18 protein-coding genes and 2 tRNA genes are annotated in these 25,181 nt (G+C 65.4%); 14 read left to right on the plus strand and 6 right to left on the minus strand.

Annotated elements, in window-relative coordinates; all coding sequences use genetic code 11:
- Positions 1-55 precede the first annotated feature (55 nt).
- Positions 56-1,984: an FAD/NAD(P)-binding protein gene (locus ACFC25_RS06870; protein ID WP_376044567.1), complete on the minus strand. Its 1,929-nt coding sequence runs from the start codon at positions 1,982-1,984 to the stop codon at positions 56-58.
- Positions 1,985-2,059: 75 nt separating this feature from the next.
- On the opposite strand from ACFC25_RS06870, the gene ACFC25_RS06875 reads away from it, so the two are divergent.
- The 3 genes from ACFC25_RS06875 (at position 2,060) to ACFC25_RS06885 (ending at position 6,142) form a co-directional block, all read left to right on the plus strand.
- Complete coding sequence (locus tag ACFC25_RS06875) at positions 2,060-4,303, plus strand: prolyl oligopeptidase family protein (RefSeq protein ID WP_376044568.1); 2,244 nt, start codon at positions 2,060-2,062, stop codon at positions 4,301-4,303.
- Between the two features lie 93 nt (positions 4,304-4,396).
- A tRNA-Ser gene (locus ACFC25_RS06880) sits at positions 4,397-4,484 on the plus strand.
- A gap of 176 nt (positions 4,485-4,660) precedes the next feature.
- Positions 4,661-6,142 carry an MFS transporter gene (locus ACFC25_RS06885; RefSeq protein WP_376044569.1) on the plus strand — a complete coding sequence of 494 codons (1,482 nt, stop codon included), beginning with the start codon at positions 4,661-4,663 and terminating at the stop codon, positions 6,140-6,142.
- Here ACFC25_RS06885 and ACFC25_RS06890 read toward each other — a convergent pair.
- Entirely contained in the window at positions 6,066-8,276 is a 2,211-nt protein-coding gene (locus ACFC25_RS06890; RefSeq protein WP_376044570.1) for a RecQ family ATP-dependent DNA helicase, read from the minus strand. The genes ACFC25_RS06885 and ACFC25_RS06890 overlap by 77 nt on opposite strands.
- A gap of 165 nt (positions 8,277-8,441) precedes the next feature.
- Between ACFC25_RS06890 and ACFC25_RS06895 the strand changes: the two genes are divergently transcribed.
- The 4 genes from ACFC25_RS06895 (at position 8,442) to ACFC25_RS06910 (ending at position 12,109) form a co-directional block, all read left to right on the plus strand.
- The gene (locus tag ACFC25_RS06895) at positions 8,442-9,860 is read left to right on the plus strand and encodes a phosphomannomutase/phosphoglucomutase (RefSeq protein ID WP_337348070.1); all 1,419 of its coding nucleotides are present in this window, start codon (positions 8,442-8,444) and stop codon (positions 9,858-9,860) included.
- Positions 9,861-9,867: 7 nt separating this feature from the next.
- Positions 9,868-10,359 (plus strand): hypothetical protein, encoded by a 492-nt coding sequence (locus tag ACFC25_RS06900; protein WP_376044571.1) that lies wholly within the window; start codon positions 9,868-9,870, stop codon positions 10,357-10,359.
- Between the two features lie 15 nt (positions 10,360-10,374).
- Positions 10,375-10,824 (plus strand): RrF2 family transcriptional regulator, encoded by a 450-nt coding sequence (locus ACFC25_RS06905; RefSeq protein WP_376044572.1) that lies wholly within the window; start codon positions 10,375-10,377, stop codon positions 10,822-10,824.
- 124 nt (positions 10,825-10,948) lie between these two features.
- Positions 10,949-12,109, plus strand: a complete 1,161-nt coding sequence (locus ACFC25_RS06910) for a globin domain-containing protein (protein WP_376044573.1) — start codon at positions 10,949-10,951, stop codon at positions 12,107-12,109.
- A gap of 135 nt (positions 12,110-12,244) precedes the next feature.
- Here the strand turns inward: ACFC25_RS06910 and ACFC25_RS06915 are convergent, their stop codons facing one another.
- Positions 12,245-14,071, minus strand: a complete 1,827-nt coding sequence (locus ACFC25_RS06915) for a phosphoenolpyruvate carboxykinase (GTP) (RefSeq protein WP_376044574.1) — start codon at positions 14,069-14,071, stop codon at positions 12,245-12,247.
- A 278-nt stretch (positions 14,072-14,349) separates the two neighbouring features.
- On the opposite strand from ACFC25_RS06915, the gene ACFC25_RS06920 reads away from it, so the two are divergent.
- The 5 genes from ACFC25_RS06920 (at position 14,350) to ACFC25_RS06940 (ending at position 19,594) form a co-directional block, all read left to right on the plus strand.
- Positions 14,350-14,423, plus strand: a tRNA-Arg gene (locus ACFC25_RS06920).
- 144 nt (positions 14,424-14,567) lie between these two features.
- Positions 14,568-16,022, plus strand: a complete 1,455-nt coding sequence (locus ACFC25_RS06925) for a dihydrolipoyl dehydrogenase family protein (protein WP_376044575.1) — start codon at positions 14,568-14,570, stop codon at positions 16,020-16,022.
- Positions 16,023-16,125: 103 nt separating this feature from the next.
- Positions 16,126-16,833 carry an ABC transporter ATP-binding protein gene (locus ACFC25_RS06930; RefSeq protein WP_376044576.1) on the plus strand — a complete coding sequence of 236 codons (708 nt, stop codon included), beginning with the start codon at positions 16,126-16,128 and terminating at the stop codon, positions 16,831-16,833.
- Complete coding sequence (locus ACFC25_RS06935; protein WP_337348063.1) at positions 16,830-18,866, plus strand: YhgE/Pip domain-containing protein; 2,037 nt, start codon at positions 16,830-16,832, stop codon at positions 18,864-18,866. The genes ACFC25_RS06930 and ACFC25_RS06935 overlap by 4 nt, the downstream gene beginning before the upstream one ends.
- Complete coding sequence (locus tag ACFC25_RS06940; RefSeq protein ID WP_376044577.1) at positions 18,863-19,594, plus strand: TetR/AcrR family transcriptional regulator; 732 nt, start codon at positions 18,863-18,865, stop codon at positions 19,592-19,594. Before ACFC25_RS06935 ends, ACFC25_RS06940 begins: the two co-directional genes overlap by 4 nt.
- Positions 19,595-20,183: 589 nt before the next feature.
- Here the strand turns inward: ACFC25_RS06940 and ACFC25_RS06945 are convergent.
- Complete coding sequence (locus tag ACFC25_RS06945) at positions 20,184-21,200, minus strand: EamA family transporter (protein ID WP_376044578.1); 1,017 nt, start codon at positions 21,198-21,200, stop codon at positions 20,184-20,186.
- 72 nt (positions 21,201-21,272) lie between these two features.
- Between ACFC25_RS06945 and ACFC25_RS06950 the strand changes: the two genes are divergently transcribed.
- The gene (locus ACFC25_RS06950; RefSeq protein ID WP_376044579.1) at positions 21,273-22,181 is read left to right on the plus strand and encodes a LysR family transcriptional regulator; all 909 of its coding nucleotides are present in this window, start codon (positions 21,273-21,275) and stop codon (positions 22,179-22,181) included.
- Here the strand turns inward: ACFC25_RS06950 and ACFC25_RS06955 are convergent.
- Both ACFC25_RS06955 and ACFC25_RS06960 read right to left on the minus strand, forming a co-directional pair.
- Complete coding sequence (locus ACFC25_RS06955) at positions 22,159-22,686, minus strand: histidine phosphatase family protein (protein ID WP_337348059.1); 528 nt, start codon at positions 22,684-22,686, stop codon at positions 22,159-22,161. The two genes, ACFC25_RS06950 and ACFC25_RS06955, sit on opposite strands and share 23 nt — an antisense overlap.
- Before the next feature lie 181 nt (positions 22,687-22,867).
- On the minus strand, positions 22,868-23,734 hold the full coding sequence (locus ACFC25_RS06960) for a winged helix-turn-helix domain-containing protein (protein WP_337348058.1): 867 nt from the start codon (positions 23,732-23,734) through the stop codon (positions 22,868-22,870).
- A gap of 703 nt (positions 23,735-24,437) precedes the next feature.
- Here ACFC25_RS06960 and ACFC25_RS06965 point away from each other — a divergent pair.
- Positions 24,438-25,178 carry a response regulator transcription factor gene (locus ACFC25_RS06965; protein WP_376044580.1) on the plus strand — a complete coding sequence of 247 codons (741 nt, stop codon included), beginning with the start codon at positions 24,438-24,440 and terminating at the stop codon, positions 25,176-25,178.
- Positions 25,179-25,181: the final 3 nt, after the last annotated feature.

Genomic DNA, 25,181 nt, shown 5'->3' on the forward strand with positions numbered 1-25,181 from the left:
CGGGCCCTTCCTCCGGAAAAACCCAGGAAGTGAGGGAGCTTCCGGGGTGGGGGTTTCAGCGCCCCAGGATAGCCTGCGCGATCTCGTCGGCGTCGCGGAGGGTGCGCTGCCCGCTGGGATAGGTTGGGCCGCCTGGTTGGACTGCCTCCGCAGCAATGGCGGTACCCCATTGGGTTGCCGAGAGCTGCAGCCCCAACACAAAGAGCCCGGCGGACACTGACCCGTTGGCTGCCACAGGCCGGTAGGGATGCGGGCTGACGTCCAAGCCTGTGGCCTGCACGGGTGCGCCCTCCGCCGTCATCATGAGGCGCGGCCGTACCAGCCCGTCCGACAGGAGCTGTTTGAGCAGCGGAGAGTCACTGGCGGAAACCCGGTTGGCCGGGGCGAGCGCCTCCACCATGGTCTTTGCCGCTGCCGGCGGACCCTGCACCCAGGGTGAGGCAGCCGTAAACATCCCGGCACGGCGGTCCAGCCCGAATTTGGGGTCGGGACCAACAAAGCTGACCACGCCGGCACGGGCCAGTGCCGCCAGCTGTTCGGCACGCAGCGCCGGCGGGCCGCTGGCCAGCCCTTCCACAAAGGACTCGAACCAGCCACGGAGCCCAGCGACCCACGATTCGTCGGTGATGCCGCCGTCGGCCACCGCGGTTTTCAGGACGGCCCGCCCGTGGTGGAGGGCGCCGATTGCCATCTTGAGGGGGTCGTCCTCACCCAGGGCGGAGCGGCGGGCGTCATCCATCAGGTAATCGACGACGGCGGCGTCCAGCTCCGAGCGCGAGGCGAACGACCTGCCCGCGAGCGGTGCGGCGAGTCCCGGGAGGTCCAGGCGGTGGCGCGGCGGGACATGGATGGCGAGGACGCTGGCCATGGCGTCCTCCCAGTTGGCCGCGCTGTGGGTGTGCGGGTGCAGCGCGAGGTCCAGGGCTTCAAGGAATGCGGCCGGCTCCGCCACGGCCCCTGGCTGCGAGCGCACCAAGGTTGAGTAGTAGGCCCAGAGCGTGTCCCTGCGGAGCAGGGGCCAGAGGTCGTGGTCGAAGCCGGGGCGGATCCCGGCGGCGGCAAACCGTTGCAGCGCGGCACCGGTCAGGTACCGCAGCCGGATGGACGCTGCGTAATACCCCGCCAGCGCCGCCTTAGTGCGGTAAGGGGTGCCACGGCGTGAGGCGGCGATGATCAGGGGTTCCTGGCCGGAAGGGAGGTAGTCCAGCCGGGGGCCGGCGTCGATAAACTTTCCGCCTCGCCCCTCGGTGAGTTGGCCCATGGCGTCAAAGAAGTTCAGGCCCATGCCCCGGACCAGGACGGGTTCACCTGCCGGGATCGAGTCCCAGTCCACATCGGTGGGGACTGCCGGCGGCAAGTAGCGCAGGCCCATCCGTGCGGCCGATGACTGCAGCTCCCGCTGTTCAGCATTCAGCCGTGAGGGGATGTGGCCCAGGGCCAGCACCACCGAATCTGTCCGCAGGGAACCGCCCCCGGCCAGGCCGACGTCGAACGCTCCGTCTCCGGACGGAACCACCGATTCCGCTGACGTTTCGTGGAACTGGACGGTCACGCCGTCGGGCAGCCGATCCAGCAGATCCCTAAGGGTGCAGCGCAGGTAGCGGCCGTACAGTGCGCGGCTGGGAAAGTCGCCCGATCCCAGTACGGCGAGCTCGGAGCGTTCCTCCATCGTGAGCGACGGCTCCGGATTGTGCCGCTGCCGGGCCCGCCAACCGTTGAAGGTGGTGCCCGCAACAGGAGCCGCCATGGCCGGGTCCTCGGGAATGAGGGTGGGGTAAAACGACTGGGTGTTCATCAGGTACAGCCGGGACTGGCCGGGCTGCCACACGTGGCCGGAGCCGGCCGGGTAGGGATCGATCACATCGATATGCAGCGTGGCCTGCCCGGGCCGTGAAGCCGCGTGCGCCAAGAGGCGTTCCAGGACGCTGGTACCCCGAGGGCCGGCGCCGATAATGGCGGTCCGGATCTGCTGCGTTGTACCCACGGCATCCAGAGTATCGGCTTGTGCGGCGGGCCCTTGACTTGCTAGGGGCGTGCAGATGTTGTTTGGATGGGGCGCATGACCACCACTGCAGCTGACTCAGCGCCCGGTTCCACGCCTCCAGCCCTCTCCCCCGAGCCCATCGACGAGAACATCTGGCTCGAGGAGATCTACGGTGAGGAGCAACTGGCCTGGGTCCGGGAGCAGAACGCCCGCACCGAGGACTTGCTGGAAGACGCCGACTACGCTGCCCTCGAAGGCAGCATCCTGGAGGTCTTGGATTCCACCGACAGGATCGCCATGGTGGGCAAGCGCGGAGACTGGTACTACAACTTCTGGAAGGACCAGACGAACCCGAAGGGGCTGTGGCGCCGCACCACCTGGGAAAGCTACCGCACTGACGCCCCTGAGTGGGATGTGCTTCTGGACGTCGATGCCCTCGCCGCCACTGAAGGAGTGGAGTGGGTGTTCCACGGAGCCACCTTCCTTCGGCCTGCGGACGGCGAGCCGCACCGCCTCGCACTGCTGGCCCTCTCACCCGACGGCGGCGACGCTAACCGGTACCGGGAGTACGACGTCGAGGCACGCGGCTTTGTGGCGCCGGCTGACGGCGGCTTTGACCTGCCGACGGCGAAGGGCAACGTCTCGTGGCTGGACCAGGACACGCTGCTGGTGGCCTCCACCGCGGAGGGGCTGCCGCGGACGGCATCCTCCTATGCCCGCACGGCCGTGACCCTGCGCCGGGGTGAACCGCTCGCCACCGCGCCCCTCCTGTTCGAGGTTCCCGAGAACCACATGCTGGCGGTGGTGGCGCACGATTCCACTCCTGGCTTTGAGCGCACGTTTGCCGTGGACTACATCGATTTCTTCAACCAGCGCACCTCCGTCCTGGTGGACGGGGCCTGGGTGGAGATCGACGTACCCACGGATGTGAACATCAGCGCGCACCGCGAGTGGCTGCTGTTCCGTCCCCGCCAGGACTGGACCGTGGACGGAACCACTTTCGCGTCCGGGGCCCTGCTGGCCGCACGGTTTGACGACTACCTGGCCGGGTCCCGTGACCTGTCGGTGCTGTTTACGCCTGACGCCCGCACGTCCCTGCAGTCCTGGAGCTGGACCAGGAACTTCCTGTTGCTGAACCTGCTGCGCGATGTCTCGTCCGAGATCCGTGTGCTCGACCCATCAGTGCCGTCGGCCGGCGGCGGGTCCGGCGCCTGGGGGTCTTCCCAGCTGGACGCCTGCCCACCGCTGCACGACGTCAACGCGTATGCGGTGGACGACGAGGACGAGGGCCCGTCCGACGGCGGCGCGGGGGACGATTTCTGGCTGGTCGCCACCGGCTTCACCACCCCAACCACGCTGATGCGGGGGACGCTGGAGCGGAGTACCGCTGCCGGGACGGCAGGCGTGGTGAGCAGCCATGCGGTAGTCAAGGCGTCGCCGTCGTTCTTTGACGATTCCCAATACGAGGTCCAGCAGCACTTCGCGGTGTCCGCTGACGGCACGCGGGTCCCCTACTTCCAGGTTGCGTCCCGGGACCTGGTGCTGGACGGCCAGAACCCCACGCAGCTCTCCGGGTATGGAGGGTTCGAAGTGTCCCGAACCCCCGCTTACAGCGGAACCGTGGGCAGGGCCTGGCTGGAGCGGCGTACGCGCGGAGCCGGCGACGCAACCTCCGGCGGAGCGGGGGCCGAGGCGTATTCCCGGGGCGGCGTCTATGTGGTGGCGAACATCCGTGGTGGCGGAGAATACGGCCCCGGCTGGCACCGGGCTGCACTTCAGGAGAACCGACACCGCGCCTTTGAGGATTTTGCGGCCGTAGCCCGGCACCTTATCTCCCGCGGGGTGACGTCCAAGGAACGTCTCGGATGCGTGGGCGGCTCCAACGGCGGCCTGTTGGTGGGCAACATGCTGACCAGCTATCCGGAACTTTTCGGAGCCATCTCCTGCGGTGTACCGCTGCTGGACATGCGCCGCTTTACGAAGCTGTCCGCCGGACACTCGTGGATTGCGGAGTACGGCGACCCCGATGTCCCGGAACAGTGGGAGTTCATCAGGACGTTTTCGCCCTACCACCTGCTCAAGGACGGGGTGGAGTACCCAGAAACGTTTATCTGGACTGCCACCTCCGATGACAGGGTGGGCCCCGTGCAGGCCCGCAAGATGGCCGCCCGGATGGAGGCCATGGGCATCCCCAATGTCTGGTTTCACGAAGCTCTGGAAGGCGGTCACGCCGGAGCCTCTGACAACAGGCAGGCAGCAGCGCTGCAGGCCCGCAGCCAGCATTTCCTGTGGCGGACCTTGGCCGGCGACGCTTCGTAACCGCACTGCTGGCGGCCCGACCGGTGCGGTGACAAGCCGTTTTGCGCTGCATGCCCGCTTCTGCGTATCCTTGGTGGGCTAGGAATAGCAATTGGAGACGTGCCAGAGCGGCCGAATGGGCTTCACTGCTAATGAAGTGTGGGGCACAACTCCACCGGGGGTTCAAATCCCCCCGTCTCCGCGTTTGGCCCCGGTCCCTGGACCGGGGCCTTTTGCGTTCCCATGACCCAACTGAGTAGCAGCTGATGTCGTTTTGGGCGCCCATAACGACATCAGCTGCTACCTACTTGGGCCAGGGCGTATCCGCGGTGCGGACACCGCGGGCCCGCCGCCCCCCACCGGTGGCAGGATTATCAGATGGCACAAAACAACCAGATGAGCGCGGATCCAGGCAGCGGGCAGGCATGGAACCCGCGCTTGGCGTTGCTGGTGGCTGCCACGTTCTTTATGGAGTTTTTGGACGGCACTGTCCTCACTACCGCCATTCCCAGTATCGCCGGGGACTTCCGCGTGCCCGCGGCCGATGTGAACATCACCATGACTGCGTATCTGATGACGGTGGCCATGGGCATCCCCTTCAGCGGCTGGCTGGCCGAACGGGTCGGGGCACGCCGCGTCTTCTGCCTGGCCATTGCCGTGTTCACTGCCGCATCGCTGGCTTGTGCTTTGAGCCAGGACCTCACCATGCTGACTCTGGCCCGCATCGCGCAGGGGGCCGGAGGGGCGATGATGGTTCCGGTCGGAACCTTGGTGGTGCTCCGCGGGACGCCGAAATCCGAGCTGTTGCGCGCCACGGCTTTCCTGGTGTGGCCGGGGCTGCTGGCTCCTGTGCTGGCGCCGTTGGTTGGTGGCGCACTGACCACGTATCTCTCGTGGCACTGGATCTTCCTGATTAACCTGCCGCTGGGCCTCGCGGCCTTCATTGCTGCTTTGCGACTGGTTCCCGCCGGGGCAGGGGACCGTCAACGCAGGCTGGACTGGCTGGGCCTGTCCCTGACCACGGTGGGCGTGGGCGCACTGGTTGTTGGCCTGGAACTTTCCACGGCCCACCCCGACGGGCCATGGGGTGGCGTGAGCGCAGCGGCAGGCATTGCCGCCCTAGCCGGGGCTGCAGCGTGGATGTTGCGTGCCCGGAATCCACTGTTTGATCTCAGCGTCTTTGCTACGCGCACCTTCCGGGCGATGGCAACAGGCGGATTTGTCTACCGCCTGACCATCAGTTCGGTGCCATTCCTCCTGCCCCTGATGTTCCAGGCCGGATTCGGGTGGACACCTTTGCATGCCGGCATCATGGTGGCGGCCGTCTTCATCGGCAACATCGGCATCAAACCGGCAACCACACCCCTAATCAGACGGTTCGGCTTCAAGCCGATGCTGGTCTTCGCGTCCCTCGCATCGGCACTGACCTTCGCATTGTGCGCCGTGCTGACCCCCGACACCCCGCAGGCCATCACGTTTGCCCTGCTGGTGTGCAGCGGGGCCTTCCGCTCGATCGGCTTTTCCGCCTATGCCTCGGTGCAGTACGCGGATATCGCCCCGGCGCAACTCACCTCGGCGAACGCCGTGTCAGCCACACTGGTCCAACTGGCCACCGGTGCCGGGATCGCGGTGGGAGCGCTGCTGATCCGCGTTTTCGACGGCATGGAAGTGTTCCCACAGGACCCGGCGGGACCGTTCCGTGGCGCATTCCTGGCCATGGCCGTCCTGATGCTGTTCAGCACCGCTGACAGCCTGTCCCTGCACCGGCATGCCGGCTCGGAAGTCAGCCGGCCTGGCCAAGCACCAGTGGAAGCACAGCCCCCGCACCCGCCTGCCGGAGGGCCCGGCCGGCGACGGTGACTGTCCAGCGGCTGTCTACGAGGTCATCGATCAGCATGATGCCCTGGCCCTGCAGTGGCGCCAAGGATGCCTCCAGTTCCGGCCCCACTACCAGCCGGTCCCAGACTCCGGCCAGCCGGTAGGCACTGTTGCCGCCCCGGCCACCGGTAGGACCGCCATGGCCCAGCTCCAACTGGCCGAGGTAAGGGATGCGGCCAATCTCCGAAATCCCCCGGGCGAGGGACTGGACCAGCTCGGGCCTGCTCCGAGAAGGAATGTTCACAATGGCCGCCGGACGGCCCACACCGCTCCATGCCGGCGTGCGTCCGTCCCCGGTGGCCCATTCGCGTAGCACCTGAACGCAGGCCTGCAGCATGCCGGGGTCGATCGCCCGGTCCGCCGCGCCGGCAGCAAACAGTTCACGCAGCGCCCCGCCCCAACCGAGGTCCGTGAGCCGGGCCAGGATCCGGCCATCCGCCAGCCCCTCGGCCGGTTTGATCTTGCCCTTGACCGGAACTCCCAGGCGGTCCATGCCGCTGGGCCACTGAAGGCGGGCTTCCAGGACCCCGCCTGCCCGGCTCAGGGTCTGGCCGGCCGCCGCGGTGGCCTCGGCGGCGATGTCCGCCCGGAACCATTGGCCTGCGCAGTTGTCACAGCGGCCACAGGCATGGGCGGTTTCGTCATCGAGGACCGAGGTGATGTATTCCATTCGGCATCCGGCAGTGTCCTGGTAGATCACCATGGAATCCTGCTCATCCACCCGGGCTTCGGCGATACGGCGGTAGCGCTCGGCGTCATAGACCCACGGCTGGCCGGTGGACCGCCATCCGCCACCTACCCGTTCCACGGCGCCGTCCACGGCCAGGACCTTGAGCAGCAGCTCCAACGGAGTGCGACGGAGGTCTACCCTGGCCTCAAGGGCTACGGTTGAGACCGCGGCACCGGCTTCGGCCAAGGCAGTGAGCACGCCATTGGCCTTGTCTTCCGAAGGCATGGAGGCGGTGGCGAAGTACTGCCAGATGTCACGGTCCTCCGAACCGGGCAGCAGGAGCACGTCAGCGTTGGCCGCACCGCGTCCGGCACGGCCCACCTGCTGGTAGTAGGCAACCGGCGAGGACGGCGCTCCGAGGTGCACCACAAAACCCAGGTCCGGTTTGTCAAAACCCATACCAAGCGCCGAGGTGGCCACGAGCGCTTTGACCTCATTGTCCTTCAGCAGCTGCTCGGCCCGTTCGCGGTCAGCAGGATCAGTCCTCCCGGTGTAGGCCAGCACTTTGTGCCCGGCCTCAGCCAGGAGCCGGGCGGTGTCCTCTGCGGCTGACACGGTCAGGGTGTAAATAATGCCGCTGCCGGGAAGGTCAGCCAGGTGCGTCAGGAGCCAGCCCAGTCGCTGCCGGGAGTCTGGAAGCGACAGTACGCCCAGGCGCAGGGAGTCCCGGCCCAGTGCCCCGCGGATGGTCAGCACGCCGGCGCCGAGCTGTTCCTCGATGTCGTGGACCACCCGCGAGTTGGCCGTCGCCGTGGTGGCAAGCACGGGGACAGTGTCCGGCAACTCGGTGATGAGGTCCGCGATGCGGCGGTAATCCGGCCGGAAGTCATGGCCCCAGTCCGAGATGCAGTGTGCTTCGTCAATAACAAGCAGGCCCGTCCGCCGGATGAGCTCCGGAAGCTGGTTTTCCCGGAAAGAAGGGTTGGTAAGCCGCTCAGGGGAGACCAGCAACACGTCCACGTCGTCTGCTGCGAGCTGTTCACGCACAGTGTCCCACTCCAGCTGGTTTGCCGAGTTGATGGCTACAGCCCGGACCCCCGCCCGGGCCGCCGCGGCCACCTGGTCCCGCATCAGGGCCAGGAGCGGCGAAACGATCAGGGTGGGTCCGGCGCCACGCCGCCTCAGCAACAGGGACGCCACGAAGTAGACCGCCGATTTTCCCCAACCGGTGCGCTGGACCACCAAGGCCCGCCGCCCGCCGTCGACCAATGCCTCGATGGCTTCGTACTGTCCGTCGTGGAAGTCTGCTGCCGGGTGCCCCACCAGTTCCCGGAGAACCTCCAGGGCCTGGGCATGCGTGGCTGAACCGGAAGCGACTGAACCGGAAGCGACTGAATCGGAAGGGGCTGAATCGGCAAGAACTGTGGCGTGCTGGTTATCGACCATTGATTCAGTATCCCAGCCACCACTGACAGCCAGAAAGCCGGAGGATGCCTATGTGGACAGTCCGGAGCCGCCGACCGGCGACGGCGGCCGGGCCGGCCGTCACACAAACGAGAGCCTCGACTATCCCTCCACAGGCATCCCCTGCGTCAACGTAAGATAAGACCCGTGACTAGCGAACAGACAAAGACTTTTGACCTCTCGGCATCCTTTAAGGCTTACGACGTCCGGGGCATCGTGGGCGATTCCATCACGGCCGAAATCGTCGAAGCTGTGGGAGCCGCGTTCGTCGATGTCCTGCAGCTGGAGGGCCAGACGGTCCTGGTTGGCGGCGACATGCGCCCCTCATCCCCCGAATTCAGCAAGGCGTTCGCAGATGGTGCCGCCACGCGCGGAGCCAACGTCCAGCTCCTGGACCTGATTTCCACCGACGAACTCTACTTCGCGTGCGGGTCCCTCAACGCGGCTGGCGCCACCTTCACCGCAAGCCACAATCCCGCCGAATACAACGGCATAAAGATGTCCAAGGCCGGCGCTCAGCCCATCTCGTCCGAGTCAGGGCTCAAAGAGATCCAGGCACTTGCCGAGCAGTACCTCAACGCCGGCTCCATTCCGGCGGCCCCCACCCGCGGCCTGATCGGCGTCCACGATGTCCTCAAGGACTATGCCGAGTACCTGCGCCAGCTCGTTGACCTTTCCGGTTCGCGCCCCCTGAAAGTCGTCGTGGACGCCGGCAATGGCATGGCCGGTCTCACTACCCCGGCTGTCCTGGGCGACGCACTCCTGCCGAAGCTTCCGTTTGAGATCGTCCCCCTGTACTTCGAGCTGGACGGCTCCTTCCCCAACCACCCGGCGAACCCGCTGGAACCGGAAAACCTCCGCGACCTGCAAGCTGCCGTGATCGAGCATGGCGCCGACATCGGCCTGGCATTCGATGGCGACGCCGACCGCTGCTTCGTCATCGACGAAAAGGGTGAGCCTGTCTCGCCGTCGGCCATTACCGGCATGGTGGCACGCCGCGAAATCGCCCGCGCCCAGGCACAGGGCGAGGCCACGCCCACCATCATCCACAACCTGCTGACATCGCGTGCGGTGCCGGAACTGGTGGAGCACGACGGCGGACGCGCCGTCCGGACGCGCGTGGGCCACTCGTTCATCAAGGCAGTCATGGCCGAGGAAGGCGCCGTCTTCGGCGGCGAACACTCTGCCCACTTCTATTTCCGCGACTTCTGGAACGCTGACACCGGGATGCTCGCCGCCATGCACGTCCTGGCCGCCCTCGGCGAGCAGGACGGCCCCCTCTCGGAGCTCGGCCGCGAGTACGAGCCCTACGTTTCCTCCGGCGAGATCAACTCCGAAATCGAGGACAAGGCCGGAGCCGTCGAACGCGTCCGCGCTGACTTCAGCGGCGAAGACGTCACCATCGACACCATGGATGGCAGCACCTTCACGGCCAACGACGGCAGCTACTGGTTCAACCTGCGTCCGTCCAACACCGAGCCGTTCCTTCGCCTGAACGCCGAAGCCACTGACCGGCCGACGATGGAACGCGTGCGCGACCGCGTTCTGTCACTAGTCAGGGGCTAAGTTCACAGTGGCTGACAACTCCCAGGCTGCCACGGGCGACACAGCAGGTTCATGGCGGGACTCGGTCCCCGAGGCCACGGCCACGGACCTGGAGAACCTGCTCGGGACCGGGGTGGGTGCAGCCCAGGAACAGCTCCAGCGCAACGGCGGCTTCCTGCCGTTCGCCCTGGTAGTGGAGAACGACGGCGAGGTGCGGCTGGTGGCCGTGACGCCAGCCGATGCCGAGGACGGCTCCGACGACGACTTCGACGCGGACGCCATGATCAGCGACCTCACGGACGCTCTCCGCCAGAACCGTACCGAATTCCGGGCCACCGCCATCGTCTGCGACATTCTCCTGGTGGAGGAGGGCTCGGATGCCATCCACGTCGCGGCGGAACACCGGGATGGTTCGGTGTTCGCCGCGGTCCTCCCCTATTCCGCCAACGCGTCAACGGCCTCGTGGGAATTCGGCCAGCTCGCCGCTGACACCAACGAACCCTCCATCTGGGTGGACTAGACCGGCGCGCCAGCGATGAAGATCAATGCGTTTGCAGACGTCAGCCTCCGGGCCCTCATGGTGCTCGCCGCCGCCCCGAACGGCAGCCTCCTCACCACGCAGAACATCGCCGACGCCGTGGGCACCCCCTATAACCACGTCAGCAAGGCGATGGCGAAGCTGCGCGGCCTCGGCCTGATCGATGTGGAGCGCGGCCGCACCGGAGGATCCAGGCTAAGCGCGGCCGGCAGCCGGGCAACGGTCGGCCATATCCTGCGACAACTCGACACGCGCTCGGATGCCGCCGATTGCGTGGCCCCTAGCGGCGCCTGCCCGCTGATCAACGAGTGTAAATTGCGTGCGGCCCTCGCTCGCGCCCGCGAGGCTTTCTACCGTGAGCTCGATTCTGTAGTGGTGGCAGAACTTCCAAGCTCCTCCCAGATGGCCCCAGTCTTCGAGCTGATCGGGCTTCGCCCGGGCCTGTGAGCCGCGCCTGATTTGGCTCCTATTTCTACAGGGTGTAGAACTGGAGTATAAATACTCGCATTCTAAAGATGAGTATTTATCCCGGCCGGACGAAAACTCCGGTCACTCTATCTCAGGAGTACGCATGCTCTCGGACAAATCTTTCCCTGTCATTGAGGCCACCCTGCCGCTGGTCGGTTCGCGGATCGGCGCCATCACTCCCAAGTTCTACTCCCGGCTGTTCGCCGCCCACCCCGAACTCCTGGACGGCCTGTTCAGCCGTTCCAACCAGCGCTCCGGAAACCAGCAGCAGGCCTTGGCGGGCAGCATCGCCGCTTTCGCCACCCACCTGGTCAACAACCCAGGCACCCTGCCCGAAACCGTGCTTTCCCGCATCGCCCACCGGCACGCGTCGCTGGGCATCACCGAACCTCAATACGAGGTGGTCTACGAGCACCTGTTCGCGGCCATCGCGGAAGACCTCGCCGAAGTCATTACACCGGAGATCGCGGAGGCCTGGACCGAGGTCTACTGGCTCATGGCCGACGCACTGATCAAGCTCGAAAAGGGCCTCTACGCAGCCCAGGCCAACGGCAAAATGTGGACTCCTTGGAAGGTGTCCACCAAGTCCGCTGCCGGCGCTGGTTCCCTCACTTTTACCCTGGAACCCGCCGACGACACCCCGGTGACCCCAGCCTTGCCCGGCCAGTACATCAGCGTCAAGGTCCAGGTTCCGGACGGCCTCCGCCAGGCCCGGCAGTACTCCCTCTCCGGCAATGCGGGCACCAGCCGGACCTTCACTACAAAGCTGGACGACGGCGGCGAGGTCTCCCCCGTGCTGCATAACGCCGTTGAGGTGGGCGACATCCTGGAGATCTCCAACCCGTATGGCGAGATCACATTGAAGGATGGCGACGGTCCGGTGGTCCTGGCCTCGGCGGGAATCGGCTGCACACCCACGGCGTCCATCCTCCGCTCCCTCGCAGAGTCGGCTTCGGAGCGGCAGGTGCTTGTCCTCCACGCAGAAAGCACCATGGAGAGCTGGGCACTGCGCGGCCAAATGACGGACGACGTCGAACGCCTCGCGGGTGCCGACCTCCAACTGTGGCTTGAGCAGCCCGAGCCGGGAACCAGGGAGGGCTTTATGTCGCTGCGTGAAGTGGACCTGCCGGCCAATGCGTCCCTGTACCTCTGCGGGCCGCTGCCGTTTATGAAGCACATCCGCAACGAGGCCATCAATGCGGGCATCCCGGCTACGAGGATCCACTACGAGGTTTTCGGCCCAGACATCTGGCTGGCTTCCTAAATTCATCGACTGTCCCCACCAGCGCCCCTTCTGAGCGCTCAAAAGGGCGGGTGCGGAGCAAAGGACGACAGAACGACGGCGACCCCGCACCTTTTCAGCAAAGGTGCGGGGTCGCCGTCGTACTTTTTTGAACTGTCAGCCCAGGCGTGACTTCAGGGCGGCGAGCTCGGCCTGGAGAGCGTCCGGGAGTGAGCCGCCGAAGTTGGCGAACCATTCCTCGATGGACGCAAGCTCGGTTTCCCACTCAGCCGGATCCACGCGGACCGCTTCCTCAACCTGCGCAGGGGTCATGTCCAGGCCCTTGAGGTCGATGGAGTCGCCTGTCGGAACAAAACCGATGGGCGTTTCGACGGCGTCCGCCTTGCCCTCGAGCCGTTCGATGGCCCACTTCAGGACACGGGCGTTGTCGCCGAAGCCGGGCCACGCGAAGCCACCCTGGGCGTTGCGGCGGAACCAGTTGACCAGGAAGATCTTGGGCAGCCGCTCCGGGTTGGCCTTGGCGGACAGGTTGACCCAGTGGTTCAGGTAGTCGCCGGCGTCGTAGCCGATGAACGGCAGCATGGCCATGGGGTCGCGGCGGACCACGCCGACAGCTCCGGCTGCTGCGGCTGTGGTCTCGGAGGACAGCGTGGAACCCATGAAGATGCCGTTGGACCAGCTGCGCGCCTCGGTGACCAGCGGAATGGTGGTCTTGCGGCGGCCGCCGAAGAGGATCGCGGAAAGCTCCACGCCGTTCGGGCTGTGGTATTCCTCGGCCAGCATGTCGATCTGGTCGATCGGCGTACAGAAGCGCGAGTTCGGGTGGGCCGCAGGCTTGTCCGAATCAGGAGTCCAGGAGTTACCCTGCCAGTCGGTGAGGTGGGCAGGCACTTCCTCGGTCATGCCTTCCCACCACACGCCGCCGTCGTCAGTGAGGGCGACGTTGGTGAAGATGCTGTTGCCCTTTGCAATGGCACGCATCGCATTGGGGTTGGTGCCCCAGCCGGTGCCCGGTGCCACACCGAAGAGGCCGGCTTCGGGGTTGACGGCGCGGAGCTCACCTTCCTTGCCGAAGCGCATCCAGGTGATGTCGTCACCCAGGGTCTCGACCTTCCAGCCCTCAATCGTGGGATCAAGCAGCGCGAGGTTGGTCTTGCCGCAGGCGGAAGGGAAGGCTGCCGAAATGTAGTAGGTCTTCTGCTCGGGTGAAGTCAGCTTCAGGATGAGCATGTGCTCGGCCAGCCAGCCTTCGTCGCGGGCCATCACGGACGCGATGCGGAGGGCGTAGCATTTCTTGCCCAGCAGGGCGTTGCCGCCGTAGCCGGAGCCGAAGGACCAGATGGAACGCTCTTCGGGGAAGTGGACAATCCACTTGTCCGGGTTGCACGGCCACGGCACATCAGCCTGCCCGGCTTCGAGCGGGGCACCCAGGGAGTGCAGGGCCGGTACGAAGAACGCGTTGGTCTCGGTCATGCGGTCCAGGACGTCGGTGCCGATGCGGGCCATGATGCGCATCGAGGCAACAACGTAGGCGCTGTCGGTAATTTCGACGCCAAACTTGGGATCCTCGGCATCAAGGTGGCCCATGACGAACGGAATGACGTACATGGTGCGGCCACGCATGGAGCCGGCGAACAGTCCGCGCAGCTTCTGCTTCATCTCGGCCGGGGCCATCCAGTTGTTGGTGAAGCCGGCGTCGTGTTCCTTCTCGGAGCAGATGAACGTCTGCTCTTCCACGCGGGCTACGTCCGCGGGGTCGGAGAATGCGGCGAAGGAGTTCGGGAAGATCTCCTGGTTGAGCCGGGTCAGGGTGCCCGCGGCTACGAGTTCATCCGTGAGTCTGGTGTTTTCCTGTTCGGACCCGTCAACCCAGTGGATCCGGTCTGGCTGCGTTAGCTCAGCAACCTCTTCGACCCATGCCAGCAGTGCAGCATGCGTGGTGGGTGCTTTCTCAAGCAGCGGCTGTTGTGCCAGATCGCCCATTGCGGTTCCCTTCCTCGGGTTCATCGGTGTGAGCTAAATGCTATGGGCCGGGAGGGCTCGAGTTTTTGGGCCCGGACTGCTCGATAGTGAGCGTTTCGAGTGGAAACCGCGTAAATTCAACAAAGATGGCACCACAAAAGGGCAATTAAGTGACGAAGGTCACCTAGACCGGTCTAGTCACCCAGATTACACACGTTTCGATTTGGTACTACGGCCCACCCTCGCGTAAAGTTATTCGAGGTTCGGGGAGAGCAGAGATGTTCTTCAAGAAACAAGATGCGCCCATAGCTCAGCTGGATAGAGCGTCTGTCTACGGAACAGAAGGTCAGGGGTTCGAATCCCTTTGGGCGCACAGATGAAGGTCCGCACCGGTTCGCCGGTGCGGACCTTTTGCTTTAAGTGCCCGCCGCCGCCGAGGTTCCACCGAACCCTTCGCCCGCTGGGCACGCCCCCAACTGGCCCGGCAGGGAGCCCCTCCCCGGCGTAGGCTAAAGCAATGACGCCAGAGCCCTTGGAACGCGAATTCGATGTCATCGTGATCGGCGCCGGCGCCGCTGGCGAAAACGTGGCGGACCGGGCCGTCCAGGGCGGGCTGACCGCCGTCCTGGTGGAGGCGGAACTGGTGGGCGGCGAGTGTTCATACTGGGCCTGCATGCCGTCCAAGGCGCTGCTCCGGCCCGGCACGGCCCTCCACGGGGCGCAGACGGTGCCAGGAGCAGGAGAAGCAGTCACCCGCACGCTCGATGCCGCCGCAGTCCTCAAACGGCGCGACTACTTCACCGCGAATTGGCAGGATGACAGCCAAGTGAAGTGGGTGGAGGACTCGGGGATTGAGCTCATCCGCGGCCACGGGTGGATCACCGCCCCGCGCGCAGTGGAAGTAGCCGGACTTGATGGCAGCACCCACCTCCTGACGGCGCGGCACGCCGTCGTCCTCGCCACTGGTTCCACGCCCAACAGGCCTCCGATCGAGGGACTGGCTGACCTTCGCCTCTGGGGCACCCGTGAAGCCACCTCGGCCAAGGAAATCCCGGAACGCCTGGCAGTCGTCGGCGGCGGCGTCGCAGGGGTTGAGCTGGCGCAGGCGTTCGCCAGGCTCGGCTCCAAGGTCACCCTCGTGGCCCGGAGCCGGCTGCTGGGCACTTTCCCTGAGGAAGCGGCCCAACTGGTACTGGCGGGCCTGCGCGCGGACGGTGTTGAAGTCCGGCTCCACACCACCACCAAGAGCGTCAGCGAAAACGAAGACGGCACCTTCACGGTCAGCCTCGGCGACGGCGCTTCCGTCTCCGTCGACAAGGTCCTGGTGTCCACGGGCCGCCACCCGGCCTTGGAAGGCCTCGGGCTGGAAAGCGTCGGCCTTGGCGCACCGGACGGCAGCCCCCTGAAGCTGACCACGGATTCCACCGGGCAGGTTAACGGCCTGCCCGACGGCGACCCTTGGCTTTACGCCGTAGGTGACGCCGCTGGGAAGAACCTCCTCACCCACCAGGGCAAGTACGAAGCCCGCGCAACAGGGGATGCGATAGCCGCACGTGCCAAGGGTGAGCTGAATGGCGAGCCGGCACCGTGGAGCCGCTATGCGCAGACAGCCAACCAACATGCCGTCCCCAATGTGGTGTTTACGGATCCTGAGCTGGCCTCAGTGGGCCGAACCCTTGACCAGGCCACGAAAGACGGATTCAACGCCACCTCGGTGGAATTGCCTATCAACGTATCCGGGTCTTCCCTGCATTCGGAGCATTACGAGGGCTGGGCGCAGCTGGTGGTCGACGAGGACCGCGAGGTTCTCCTGGGGGCCACGTTTGCGGGACCCGATGTGGCTGAGTTGCTCCACGCCGCAACCATCGCAGTAGTGGGCGAAGTGCCGCTGGACCGGTTGTGGCACGCGGTCCCCTCCTACCCCACGGTTAGCGAAGTCTGGCTGCGGCTGCTGGAAAAGTACGGCCTCTAAGCCCACCGCCAACGGCTTCCACGTCCGGACAGGAGCTTTATTTGAACTGACCGGTCAGTTTAGTTAGACTGGCGGGAGACCATTTCCCTGCGAAAGGCCCTCTTTGCTCTCCGTACAGCACCTCCATGCGAAAGGACGGCGGGACGATCTGCTCCCGCCCACCTCCCTGCAGACCGGAAGGGGTGAGCTGCTCCTGGTCTCAGCCGACCGCCAGGACCACCGGACAGCCCTGGCACTGACGTTGAGTGGCCGGATGAAACCCACGGAGGGGCGCATCAGTTGGGACGGCGAATCCGGGATCAAGCGCCGCCGCCTGGCCAGCGCGCTGGTTGACTCCCCCGGCGTCAACGAACCCGAGCAACACCTGAGCGTCCGCGACCTTGTCACCGAGGACCTGGCCCTGATCCCGCGCCGCTACCGGGGTGCCCTGGTGAGCAAGCCCTGGCTCAAAGTCAACAGTTTCGAGGACATCGCAGACTTGTGGACCGAACAGCTGGCGCCGGAACGGCGCGTTGAACTGCTTACCGCCCTGGCCCTCGCCAACCCGCACACCGACCTCCTGGTGGTCGATTCCCCGGACCGGCATACTGCCAACTCCTCCGAGTGGCTGCCTCGCCTTGAGCAGTTGGCGTCCGACGTCGGCCGGCCCCTCGCCGTCGTCGCTACCGTAGCTGCCATTCCGGATGGGTGGACGGGGCCAACGGCAGCTGTGGGGAACGCCGTTCAGCCGCCCGCGGACGCGCAGTCCGAAGTGGTAGCTGCTGCGGAAATAGAAGAAGACCTCCTACTCGAAACCGAGGACGCCAAGTGACTGTGCTGCGGCTGGCCCGCTCCGAACTCAAGCGGATGACCGGCGGGCTCCTGCCCAAGCTGACCATCCTGGCCCTGGTCATGGTGCCGCTGCTCTATGGCGCCGTGTACCTCTATGCCAACTGGGACCCGTACGGCAACCTGAACCGGATCGATGCCGCGCTGGTTGTCGAGGACACCGGTGCCGCCTCCAGCGACGGCTCCGTGTTGCAGGCCGGAACCAAGGTGGCTGACAGCCTGGTGGAAGGAAACGTCTTCAACTGGCAGTCGGTCCCCACTGCGGAGGAGGCCGACCAAGGTGTCAGCGACGGCAAGTATGCCTTCGCGCTCAAGATTCCCAAGGACTTCTCCGCCAACCTGGTGTCTCCGGGCAGCTTTGATTCAGCCAGCCAGGCAATGTTGAACGTCACCACCAACGATGCCAACAACTACCTGTTGAGCACGATCGTGGACAAGCTGACAACCTCGGTCCACACCACCGTTGCCAAGGAAGTGGGCGAGGAGACAGCAAACCAACTGCTGACCGGCTTTGGCACGATCCATTCGCAGATGGTCAAGGCAGCCGACGGCGCCGGGCAGCTGGCAGGCGGCGTCGCCACACTGCACGACGGGACCGCCACCCTCCATGAAGGAAGCACGGACTTGAGTAACGGGGCCGGTGAACTGTACGCGGGGCAGCTGAAGCTGCGCGACGGCGCCAACCAGCTCACCGACGGAGCCGGCCAGCTAAGTAGCGGGTTGTCGCTGCTGAAGGACAGGACAACCACCCTTCCCACGGACTCGCAGACCCTGGCGAACGGCGCCGCCCAAGTAGCTGCCGGAAACGCCCAGCTCAACACCCGGGTCCAGGACATGGTTGCCCAGCTCGACGCCGCAGACCAGGGACTCCGGACTCGGGTCATCGAATCCAACACACGCCTGATCGCTTCGGGTGTGTTGACCCAGGCCCAGGCTGACAGTATTTTGGCCGATTTTGACTCCGTGGCGGCCTCCAGCCCAGTGGCCACCGCCAAGACCAGGATCCAAACCGACGCCGCGCAGATCCAGCAACTGGCAGATGGCTCCGAGGCCGTCAGCGTGGGCGCTGCGCAACTGGCCGCAGGCACCCCTGCGCTTAAGAACGCTGTGGCCCAGGCCTCCACCGGCGCCGACCAGCTCCACACCGGGGCGGCCACGCTGGCCACAGGCCAGCAGGCGGCCCTGGACGGAGCCGGCAGGCTCTCCGAAGGTGCGCAAACGCTCGACGCCGGCGCGGGCCAACTGGAAGCAGGTGCCGGTACCGCGGCGGACGGCTCCCGTACCCTGGCGGAGGAGATCGCGAAAGGCGCAGGCCAAGTGCCCAATCCCGACGACCAGCAAAAGAACAGCCTTTCGGAAGTCATCGCGGATCCTGTGGCCGTGAGCAACGTCTCCCAAGCGAAGGCTGACTCGTACGGGGCTGGGTTGGCTCCCTTCTTCCTGACCCTGGCCCTGTGGATCGGCATCTTTATGCTGATCCAGGCCATGCGCCCCATCACCCAGCGGGCGCTGGCATCAAACGCCCCGGCGTGGAAGATCGCGATCGGAGGGTGGCTGCCCTTCCTGGCAGTATCGGTAGTGCAGGCAACCCTGCTGACCTTGGTGGTGGACCTGGGCTTGGGGCTGAACCCGGCGCACCCTGTTCTGATGTGGCTGTTTATGCTGGCTGCCGCGATGGCCTTCAGCGCCATCATCCAAGGCGTAGTTGCCCTGCTGGGATCACCGGGGAAGCTCGTGGTGCTCATACTGCTCGTCCTGCAGCTCGTCTCCTCGGGCGGCACATTCCCCTGGCAGACCACTCCGCAGCCCCTCCACGTGGTGCACGAGATCCTGCCCATGGGCTATGTGGTTTCGGGAATGCGGCACCTCATCTATGGCGCGGACCTCTCCATGATCATGCCCACCGTCCTGGGCCTGCTGGGCTACACCATCCTGGGCGCCGCGATGTCAACGCTCGCTGTCCGGAAACGGAAGTACTGGACGCTCAAGACCCTCAAGCCCGAGATCGCGGTATGAGCCCGTCCTTGCAGGGTCCTGGGCCGGATCCCGCGCAGGGTCCGGCACTGGATCCGGTGCCAGGTCCGGTCCTGCGGCTGCGTGCCGACGGTCCCGCCGAAAAGAAGCTCCGCCCGGCGCGGACCAACGCCACCCGGCAGAAGCTCTTTGATGCCTCCATGGAGCTGATCGGCGAGCGCGGCGCTGCCGGGGTGACCGTGGATGAGATCGCAGCGGCAGCGGGTGTCTCCAAGGGCACGGTGTATTACAACTTCGGAAGCAAGTCGGACCTGATTGCGCAGCTGCTGCGCCACGGCGTCGATATCCTGAAGGCCCGCCTGATGAGCGTCGGGAGTGCTGGGGCCGTTCATGCCGGAGCCGGAGATCTGCCGGCCGCTGATCCGCTCCTGACGATGGAGGAAATGATCGGGCAGGCCATGGACTTCATGGCCGACTACCCCTCTTTTGCCCGGCTGTGGGTCAGCGAAAACTGGCGCGCGCCCAGCGAGTGGCGGGACACCTTCGCTGTCCTCAGGGCCGAGTTGCTGGCCGTGATCGGCGGTGCCATCGAGTCCGTGGCGGCGGCCTACCCGGTGGACCGGTCCATCTCCCGGGGCAGTCTCGAAACCGCTATTTTTGGTGCCTGCTTCGTGGTGGGGCTGGACCGCCAGACGTACAACCCTGAACGCACCCGTGACCAAAGTGTTGCAGCAATCATGGCAATCATGCGCGGCTACGTGGTGAAGTAGCGGCTGCCTCGGGGATGATTGATCCCATGCGCCACATGGGTAACAGCGGGAAGTTTGCCTTGATAGCGGCCGTCGCCGCTCTGGGCATGCTGGTGCTGACCGCCATCACCCTTGAAGAGGCCGTGATGGTCACGTTCCTGGGGCTTGTTGCCCTGGCTTACGCTTCTGCCGTCGCAGAGGTCCTGGCGCGGGGACGCCGCCTGGCCCTGATTGCCACCGGGGCGGGAACCAGCCTCACGGTTGCTTTCTCCTTGGCTTTCCTCAGCACGTGGGAGCTGGCGTTTGCCAACCAGTCTTCGTTCCTGGGGACACCGCTGCCCACCGGGGATCCGGACAACTACTTCTATTGGGCCGCTGCCTCCGCCGTATCCACGCTGTTTGTCCTGTTTCTTGCAGCGGCCTGGCCTGCAGGCAGGCAGTTGGGGGTGCGGGGCAAACCTTCGCCGGCGAACCGCAGGCCCGCATCCGCTGCCCGCCGGCAAGCTGCCAAAGGTGGAACGCAACGCAGGCCCGCGCAACGCGCCACCACCCAGCGAACTTCCGTCCAACGAACTTCCACCCAGACCAAATCAGCCCAGGGCAAATCCGCTCAGGGCGCGTCCGGTTCCCGCACGCCCACCCGACCGGCCGCGGCAGCCAAGCGGCCGTCGTCGTCCGCCTCCGCTGCCCGCAAGCCGGCACCCAAGCCTGCGCCCAAACCGGGCGGGGCCAGGAGCGCTCCCCGACGCTGACGCATCGTGGCGCCTCCAGTGAGGACCGCCGTCGCCACCCCTCCCAGCAGAAGCAGCCCGCCTGCCAGCTCGGCAGGGGTGGGCACTTCGCCCAGCGCAAGCCACGCAGCGCTCATCCCCACCACTGGCACCAGCAAGGTGAAGGGAACAACGGCCGACGACGGGTAGCTCGCCAGAAGCCGGTTCCAGATTCCGTAGCCCACCAGCGAGGCGAAAATGGCCGTATACAGTGCGCTGATGATCGTGGCAGGCTGCAGGTCGGCCAGGGTGCCCAGCACAGCCTCCGGACCGTCCACCAGCAACGAAAGCCCGGCAAGGGGCAGCGGCACCACAGCGCCGGACCAGACCACCAGACCCAGCCCAGAGGCCGCCTTGGCCTGGCGGGCGACGACGTTTCCGGCGGCCCAGGACAATGCGGCTCCCAAGACTATGATGAGCGGCAGCAGCGGTGCTACGGCGCTGCGGCCCACGGCCACAACAGCCAGGCCGGCGACGCCAAGGACGACGCCGGCCAACTGACGGCGGCTGGGCCGCTCCCCCAGGAAACCGGCCGCCAGGAGGACCGTCAGCAGCACCTGCGCCTGCAGGACCAGGGAAGCCAGACCCGCTGGCATGCCAAGGGCCATTGCCAAGTAGAGGAGGCCGAACTGGCCTGCGCTCATAAAGAGTCCGACGCCGATGATCGCCTTCCAGCTGACGTCGGGTTTCCTGATGAAGAAGATCCAGGGGAAGACCACCAGGACGAACCGCATCGCCACGAACAACAGCGGGGGTACCTCACGGCCGTTGGCATGCAAGCCGAAGTCGATGGCAACGAAGTTCAGGCCCCAAAGCACGGCGACCAGGGCGGCAAGGAGGGAGTGGCGGAGGTTCACGGTCCCACTCTTACAGAACCCCCGATGAAGCACCAGCATTGAATTCGACACGGGATCATGTACGTTTGCTTCATGATTGAAATCGGCTCACTTCGTGCCCTGGCGGCGATTGAGCAGCATGGGTCTGTCATAGCAGCGTCGGAGATTATGGGCTTCAGCCCGTCCGCCGTCTCCCAACAGATCAAGAAGCTGGAAAAGCAGACTGGTTTCGCTGTCCTCGAGCGCCGCGGCCGCGGGGTGCTGCTCACCGAACGCGGGCTCACGCTGGCAGCCTATGGCCGGCGCATCCTGTCTGAGCTTGAGGAACTGGAATCAACCTTGCTTTCGGACCCGGCCAGACCCAGCGGGCACTTGAAGGTGGTGGCCTTCTCCACGGCCTGCCGCGGCTTGGTCGGACCGCTCCTGGGAAGGCTTGCCTCTTCCGGCGCGGACTTGGACGTGAGCGTGCTGGCCGAGGACCCTCGCGAAGCCGTGGCACGGGTGGCCAATGGGGAGGCCGACCTGGGTGTGGTGCACAATTGGAACTCCGTACCGCTGGTGATACCGGAGCATATGACGCTTGAGTGGTTATGCGAGGACGTTGCCGACCTGCTGGTGCACGGCAGCCATCCGCTGGCAGGACGCGGCCACGTGGAGCCGGCCGACCTTGTTGATGAGCAGTGGATCAGCACACCGCACGGAGCCATCTGCAACGAGGCCCTGCTGAGGATTTTCGCCGATCTGGGCCGGGTGCCGGACATCAAGGTCTACGATCCTGACTTCGCAACCCATATTTCCCTTGTGGAGCAGGGAGCCGTCGTAGCACTGGTTCCCCGCCTCGGCAGGCCGGCACTGCCACCTGACGTCGTGCCCGTGCCATTGGTCAATCCCGTCCAGGTCAGGCAGGTGGGAATGGTTTACCGCCGGACCATGACGGCGAGCCCGGCCATCCAGCACGTCTCGGGACTGCTTCGTCAGATCAGTGGGCGCGCGGAACCTTGAACTTGGTGATCCGGGCGTCCTGGCCATCCAGTTCCGCCCAGGATTTATCGGTTTCCAGGACTGTGAGCGCGCTGGTGGGATACCGGGTGGCGGCGTCCATGTAGGCGTCGTGGTCGGAGTCGCGGGAAGCCAGGTGCATGGCGAGGTCCTGTACGCCGGGCATGTGCGAGATGAGCATCAGCGTAGTGACGGTATCGGGGACATGGTTGACCACGGTCAACATGCGCAGCGCAGACGCGGCGTACAGGCCGTCCTCAAGCTTCGGCGTCGGCGCCTTATCTCCGAGTTCCGAGCACACCCAAGTGCAGGTCTGCCGCGTCCTGAGCGCACTGGAACAGAGGATGAAGTCGGGGACAATGCCATGCTTGAGCAGCCACCGGCCCGCCAAGGGCGCCTCGCGGTGCCCGCGTTCCTCCAGCGGCCGTTCGTGGTCGGCAACCCCACCCGGCCAGTCCGCCTTGGCATGCCGCATAATCACGAGGCGCTTGATGTGGTGGTCACTCATGTCCCCAAGCCTAGCGCCAGCTCACTTCAGTTGGGGCGGCCGCTAACCAGCAGCCGCGGAGGTCAATACTCACGAGCCCTGAACGCGGAATGGCGGGACATCCCGACAGCGCCGTTGTTGCGCGAGGGACGAGCGCAGGCGCAGAGGGATCGTGCCGCCTTTTCGCGGTGCTGAAGTTTAGCTAGATCGAGTATTCCGGAGCGGCCCAGACAACAACTTCCGGGTGCTCGTAGAAGCGGTAGCCCTGGCCGCGGACGGTTCGCACGGTGTTGGCGAGGCGTCCGAGCTTGGAGCGGAGGCGGCGGATATGGACGTCGATGGTCCGCTCGTTGGGGACTTCCTCGGCGTTGCGCCACAGGCCTTCGAGCAATTCGTCGCGGCCCACGGTGCGGGTGCCGTTCTCCACGAGGTAGTTAAGGAGCTCAAACTCCTTGAACGTGAGGTTCAGGGATTCGCCGTCCAGGTGGACCTCGCGGCGGGCGAGGTCGATCAGCACGCCGGAGGGACGCGGGTCCTGGGCTTGCTGCTGGCGTGCGGTTTCAGTGCGCTGGCGAGCGTTCACCGTGGGGTCGCCAAAGGTGGAACGGACGACGTCGAGCGCGGAACCGGGCGTGCTGGCCGGCGCGACAGCCACTGCCGCGTAGCTTTCGGCCCCCGACACCAGCGACTGGGCGTAGGCGCGGATTTCCTGGGCAAGCTTGGCGATGGAGGTTCCGGCAGCAGCTGCCGTTTCCTCGTCGATGCCCATGTAGAGCACGAAGCCGCGGGCAACGTTGTCGTTTGCTACCGGGCGGACAGTGTTGGGTCCCGCCACAACTGGCGTGGGTGCGGTGACCGGGGCCGCGTCGGCGGGCTGGACGGCGCGGAGTTGGCCATAAGAGTTGGGGTTGTAGCCCTGAGGGGCGTAGCCGGGAGCGGGGAAGCTGGTACCGGGCGCGGCGGGAGCGAACGCCGGGCGGGCACCGAAACCCTGGCGCAGGCCAGAGGGCTGGGCTGCCTTGGTGGCGTTTCGGACAGAGATGTGGACGTATCCGGATGCAACTGACATGGATTAGTTACCTCAATGTGAATGGCCGTCATCGCGGCTCGAATGCTTGGTTTCCCCGCAATGAGATCTGGGGAGGGGCGCCCGACGCTGGGCTGGGGGGCGAATGCCTAGGAACTTCGCGGGGTGTGAAGGTCAGGCGTGCATTCGACAACAGCGCATGTCGGCAGCAGCGGGTGTGCTGGGCCAATATTCTGCGGCTGCAGGTGCTGTTGAGTTCTTGTTCACAATTGAAGTGTGCAACGTAACAATGCGAACTTGCAAGTAACAATGGACGGATCGTTCCGCATAGTGAGACGAATTCAGAGAATGTGGCTCAGATCACGATTCTGACAGAGCGATAAAATAACAGATGTTTTCCAGAACGATTGGTTGGAAAACCATCTTTCCCGAATATTATTCGCCCGAACCCCTAAAAGGGCCACCACAATTCACCAGCGATGGAGTTGCTGAAATACACCCCTTGATTTGCCGTGGTGTCCAGCTCCGCCGCCATCCGGACAAAAAAATTCCACCCCCGTCCGCCCCGGAAACCGCTGGGAGCGTCGAAGGGGGCCTGCTGGACGCCAGCATAGCCAGGGAAAGTCCCGGTTGATCGTCAGGGGAATCTGCCGCTGGGCAGCTTTCAGCTCGCTAGGCTGGGATTCACAGCCAGCGCACAGGAAGCCTAAAGCGGGGGCTCAACGACGCATCGGAGAGTTGTCCCATGGCCACTTCGCACTCCATGACCAACAACCTTCCCCAACTTACCCACCCGGACGGCTCCCCCATCCGTGCCTTGGTGGTCGACGACGAGCCCAGCCTCTCCGAACTGATGAGCATGGGCCTGCGCATGTCCGGATGGTCGGTGGCCGTCGCCGCTGACGGTCCCGAGGCTGTAAAGCTCGCCAAGGAGTTCCGCCCGGACGTCCTTGTTCTCGACGTGATGCTTCCCGGGTTCGACGGCGTCGAGCTGCTGACCAGGATCCGCGCCTTCGCGCCTGAAGTACCGGCGCTCTTCCTGACTGCGAAGGATGCCGTCCAGGACCGGATTGTGGGCCTGGCTGCCGGCGGTGACGACTACGTGACCAAGCCGTTCAGCATGGAGGAGGTCCTCCTCCGGCTGCACCGGCTAGTGCAGCGCTCCGGCGTGGCAGCGATGGACACCGCTGAGCTGGTAGTGGGTGACCTTGTCCTCAACATCGATACCCGCGAGGTGACCAGGGCCGGCGATGAACTGCAGCTGACTGCCACGCAGTTCGAGCTGCTCCGGTACCTCATGGAGAACCCCAGGCGCGTCATCAGCAAGGCGCAAATCCTGGACCGCGTTTGGAACTACGACTTTGGCGGGCAGGCCAACATTGTGGAGCTCTACATCTCGTACCTGCGCAAGAAGGTCGATGCCGTGCATCCGCCCATGATCCACACGGTGCGCGGCGCCGGATACGTCATCAAACCGGCGGACTAGGCC

The organism is Pseudarthrobacter sp. NPDC055928 (assembly GCF_042270935.1).
Lineage (GTDB): Bacteria > Actinomycetota > Actinomycetes > Actinomycetales > Micrococcaceae > Arthrobacter.

Bases quoted from the DNA above. Each gene is read 5' to 3' on its own strand.
- ACFC25_RS06875 (WP_376044568.1), top strand. From the start codon at position 2,060: ATGACCACCACTGCAGCTGACTCAGCGCCCGGTTCCACGCCTCCAGCC.
- ACFC25_RS06885 (WP_376044569.1), top strand. From the start codon at position 4,661: ATGGCACAAAACAACCAGATGAGCGCGGATCCAGGCAGCGGGCAGGCA.
- ACFC25_RS06890 (WP_376044570.1), bottom strand. From the start codon at position 8,276: ATGGTCGATAACCAGCACGCCACAGTTCTTGCCGATTCAGCCCCTTCC.
- ACFC25_RS06905 (WP_376044572.1), top strand. From the start codon at position 10,375: ATGAAGATCAATGCGTTTGCAGACGTCAGCCTCCGGGCCCTCATGGTG.
- ACFC25_RS06910 (WP_376044573.1), top strand. From the start codon at position 10,949: ATGCTCTCGGACAAATCTTTCCCTGTCATTGAGGCCACCCTGCCGCTG.
- ACFC25_RS06915 (WP_376044574.1), bottom strand. From the start codon at position 14,071: ATGGGCGATCTGGCACAACAGCCGCTGCTTGAGAAAGCACCCACCACG.
- ACFC25_RS06925 (WP_376044575.1), top strand. From the start codon at position 14,568: ATGACGCCAGAGCCCTTGGAACGCGAATTCGATGTCATCGTGATCGGC.
- ACFC25_RS06940 (WP_376044577.1), top strand. From the start codon at position 18,863: ATGAGCCCGTCCTTGCAGGGTCCTGGGCCGGATCCCGCGCAGGGTCCG.
- ACFC25_RS06950 (WP_376044579.1), top strand. From the start codon at position 21,273: ATGATTGAAATCGGCTCACTTCGTGCCCTGGCGGCGATTGAGCAGCAT.
- ACFC25_RS06955 (WP_337348059.1), bottom strand. From the start codon at position 22,686: ATGAGTGACCACCACATCAAGCGCCTCGTGATTATGCGGCATGCCAAG.
- ACFC25_RS06960 (WP_337348058.1), bottom strand. From the start codon at position 23,734: ATGTCAGTTGCATCCGGATACGTCCACATCTCTGTCCGAAACGCCACC.
- ACFC25_RS06965 (WP_376044580.1), top strand. From the start codon at position 24,438: ATGGCCACTTCGCACTCCATGACCAACAACCTTCCCCAACTTACCCAC.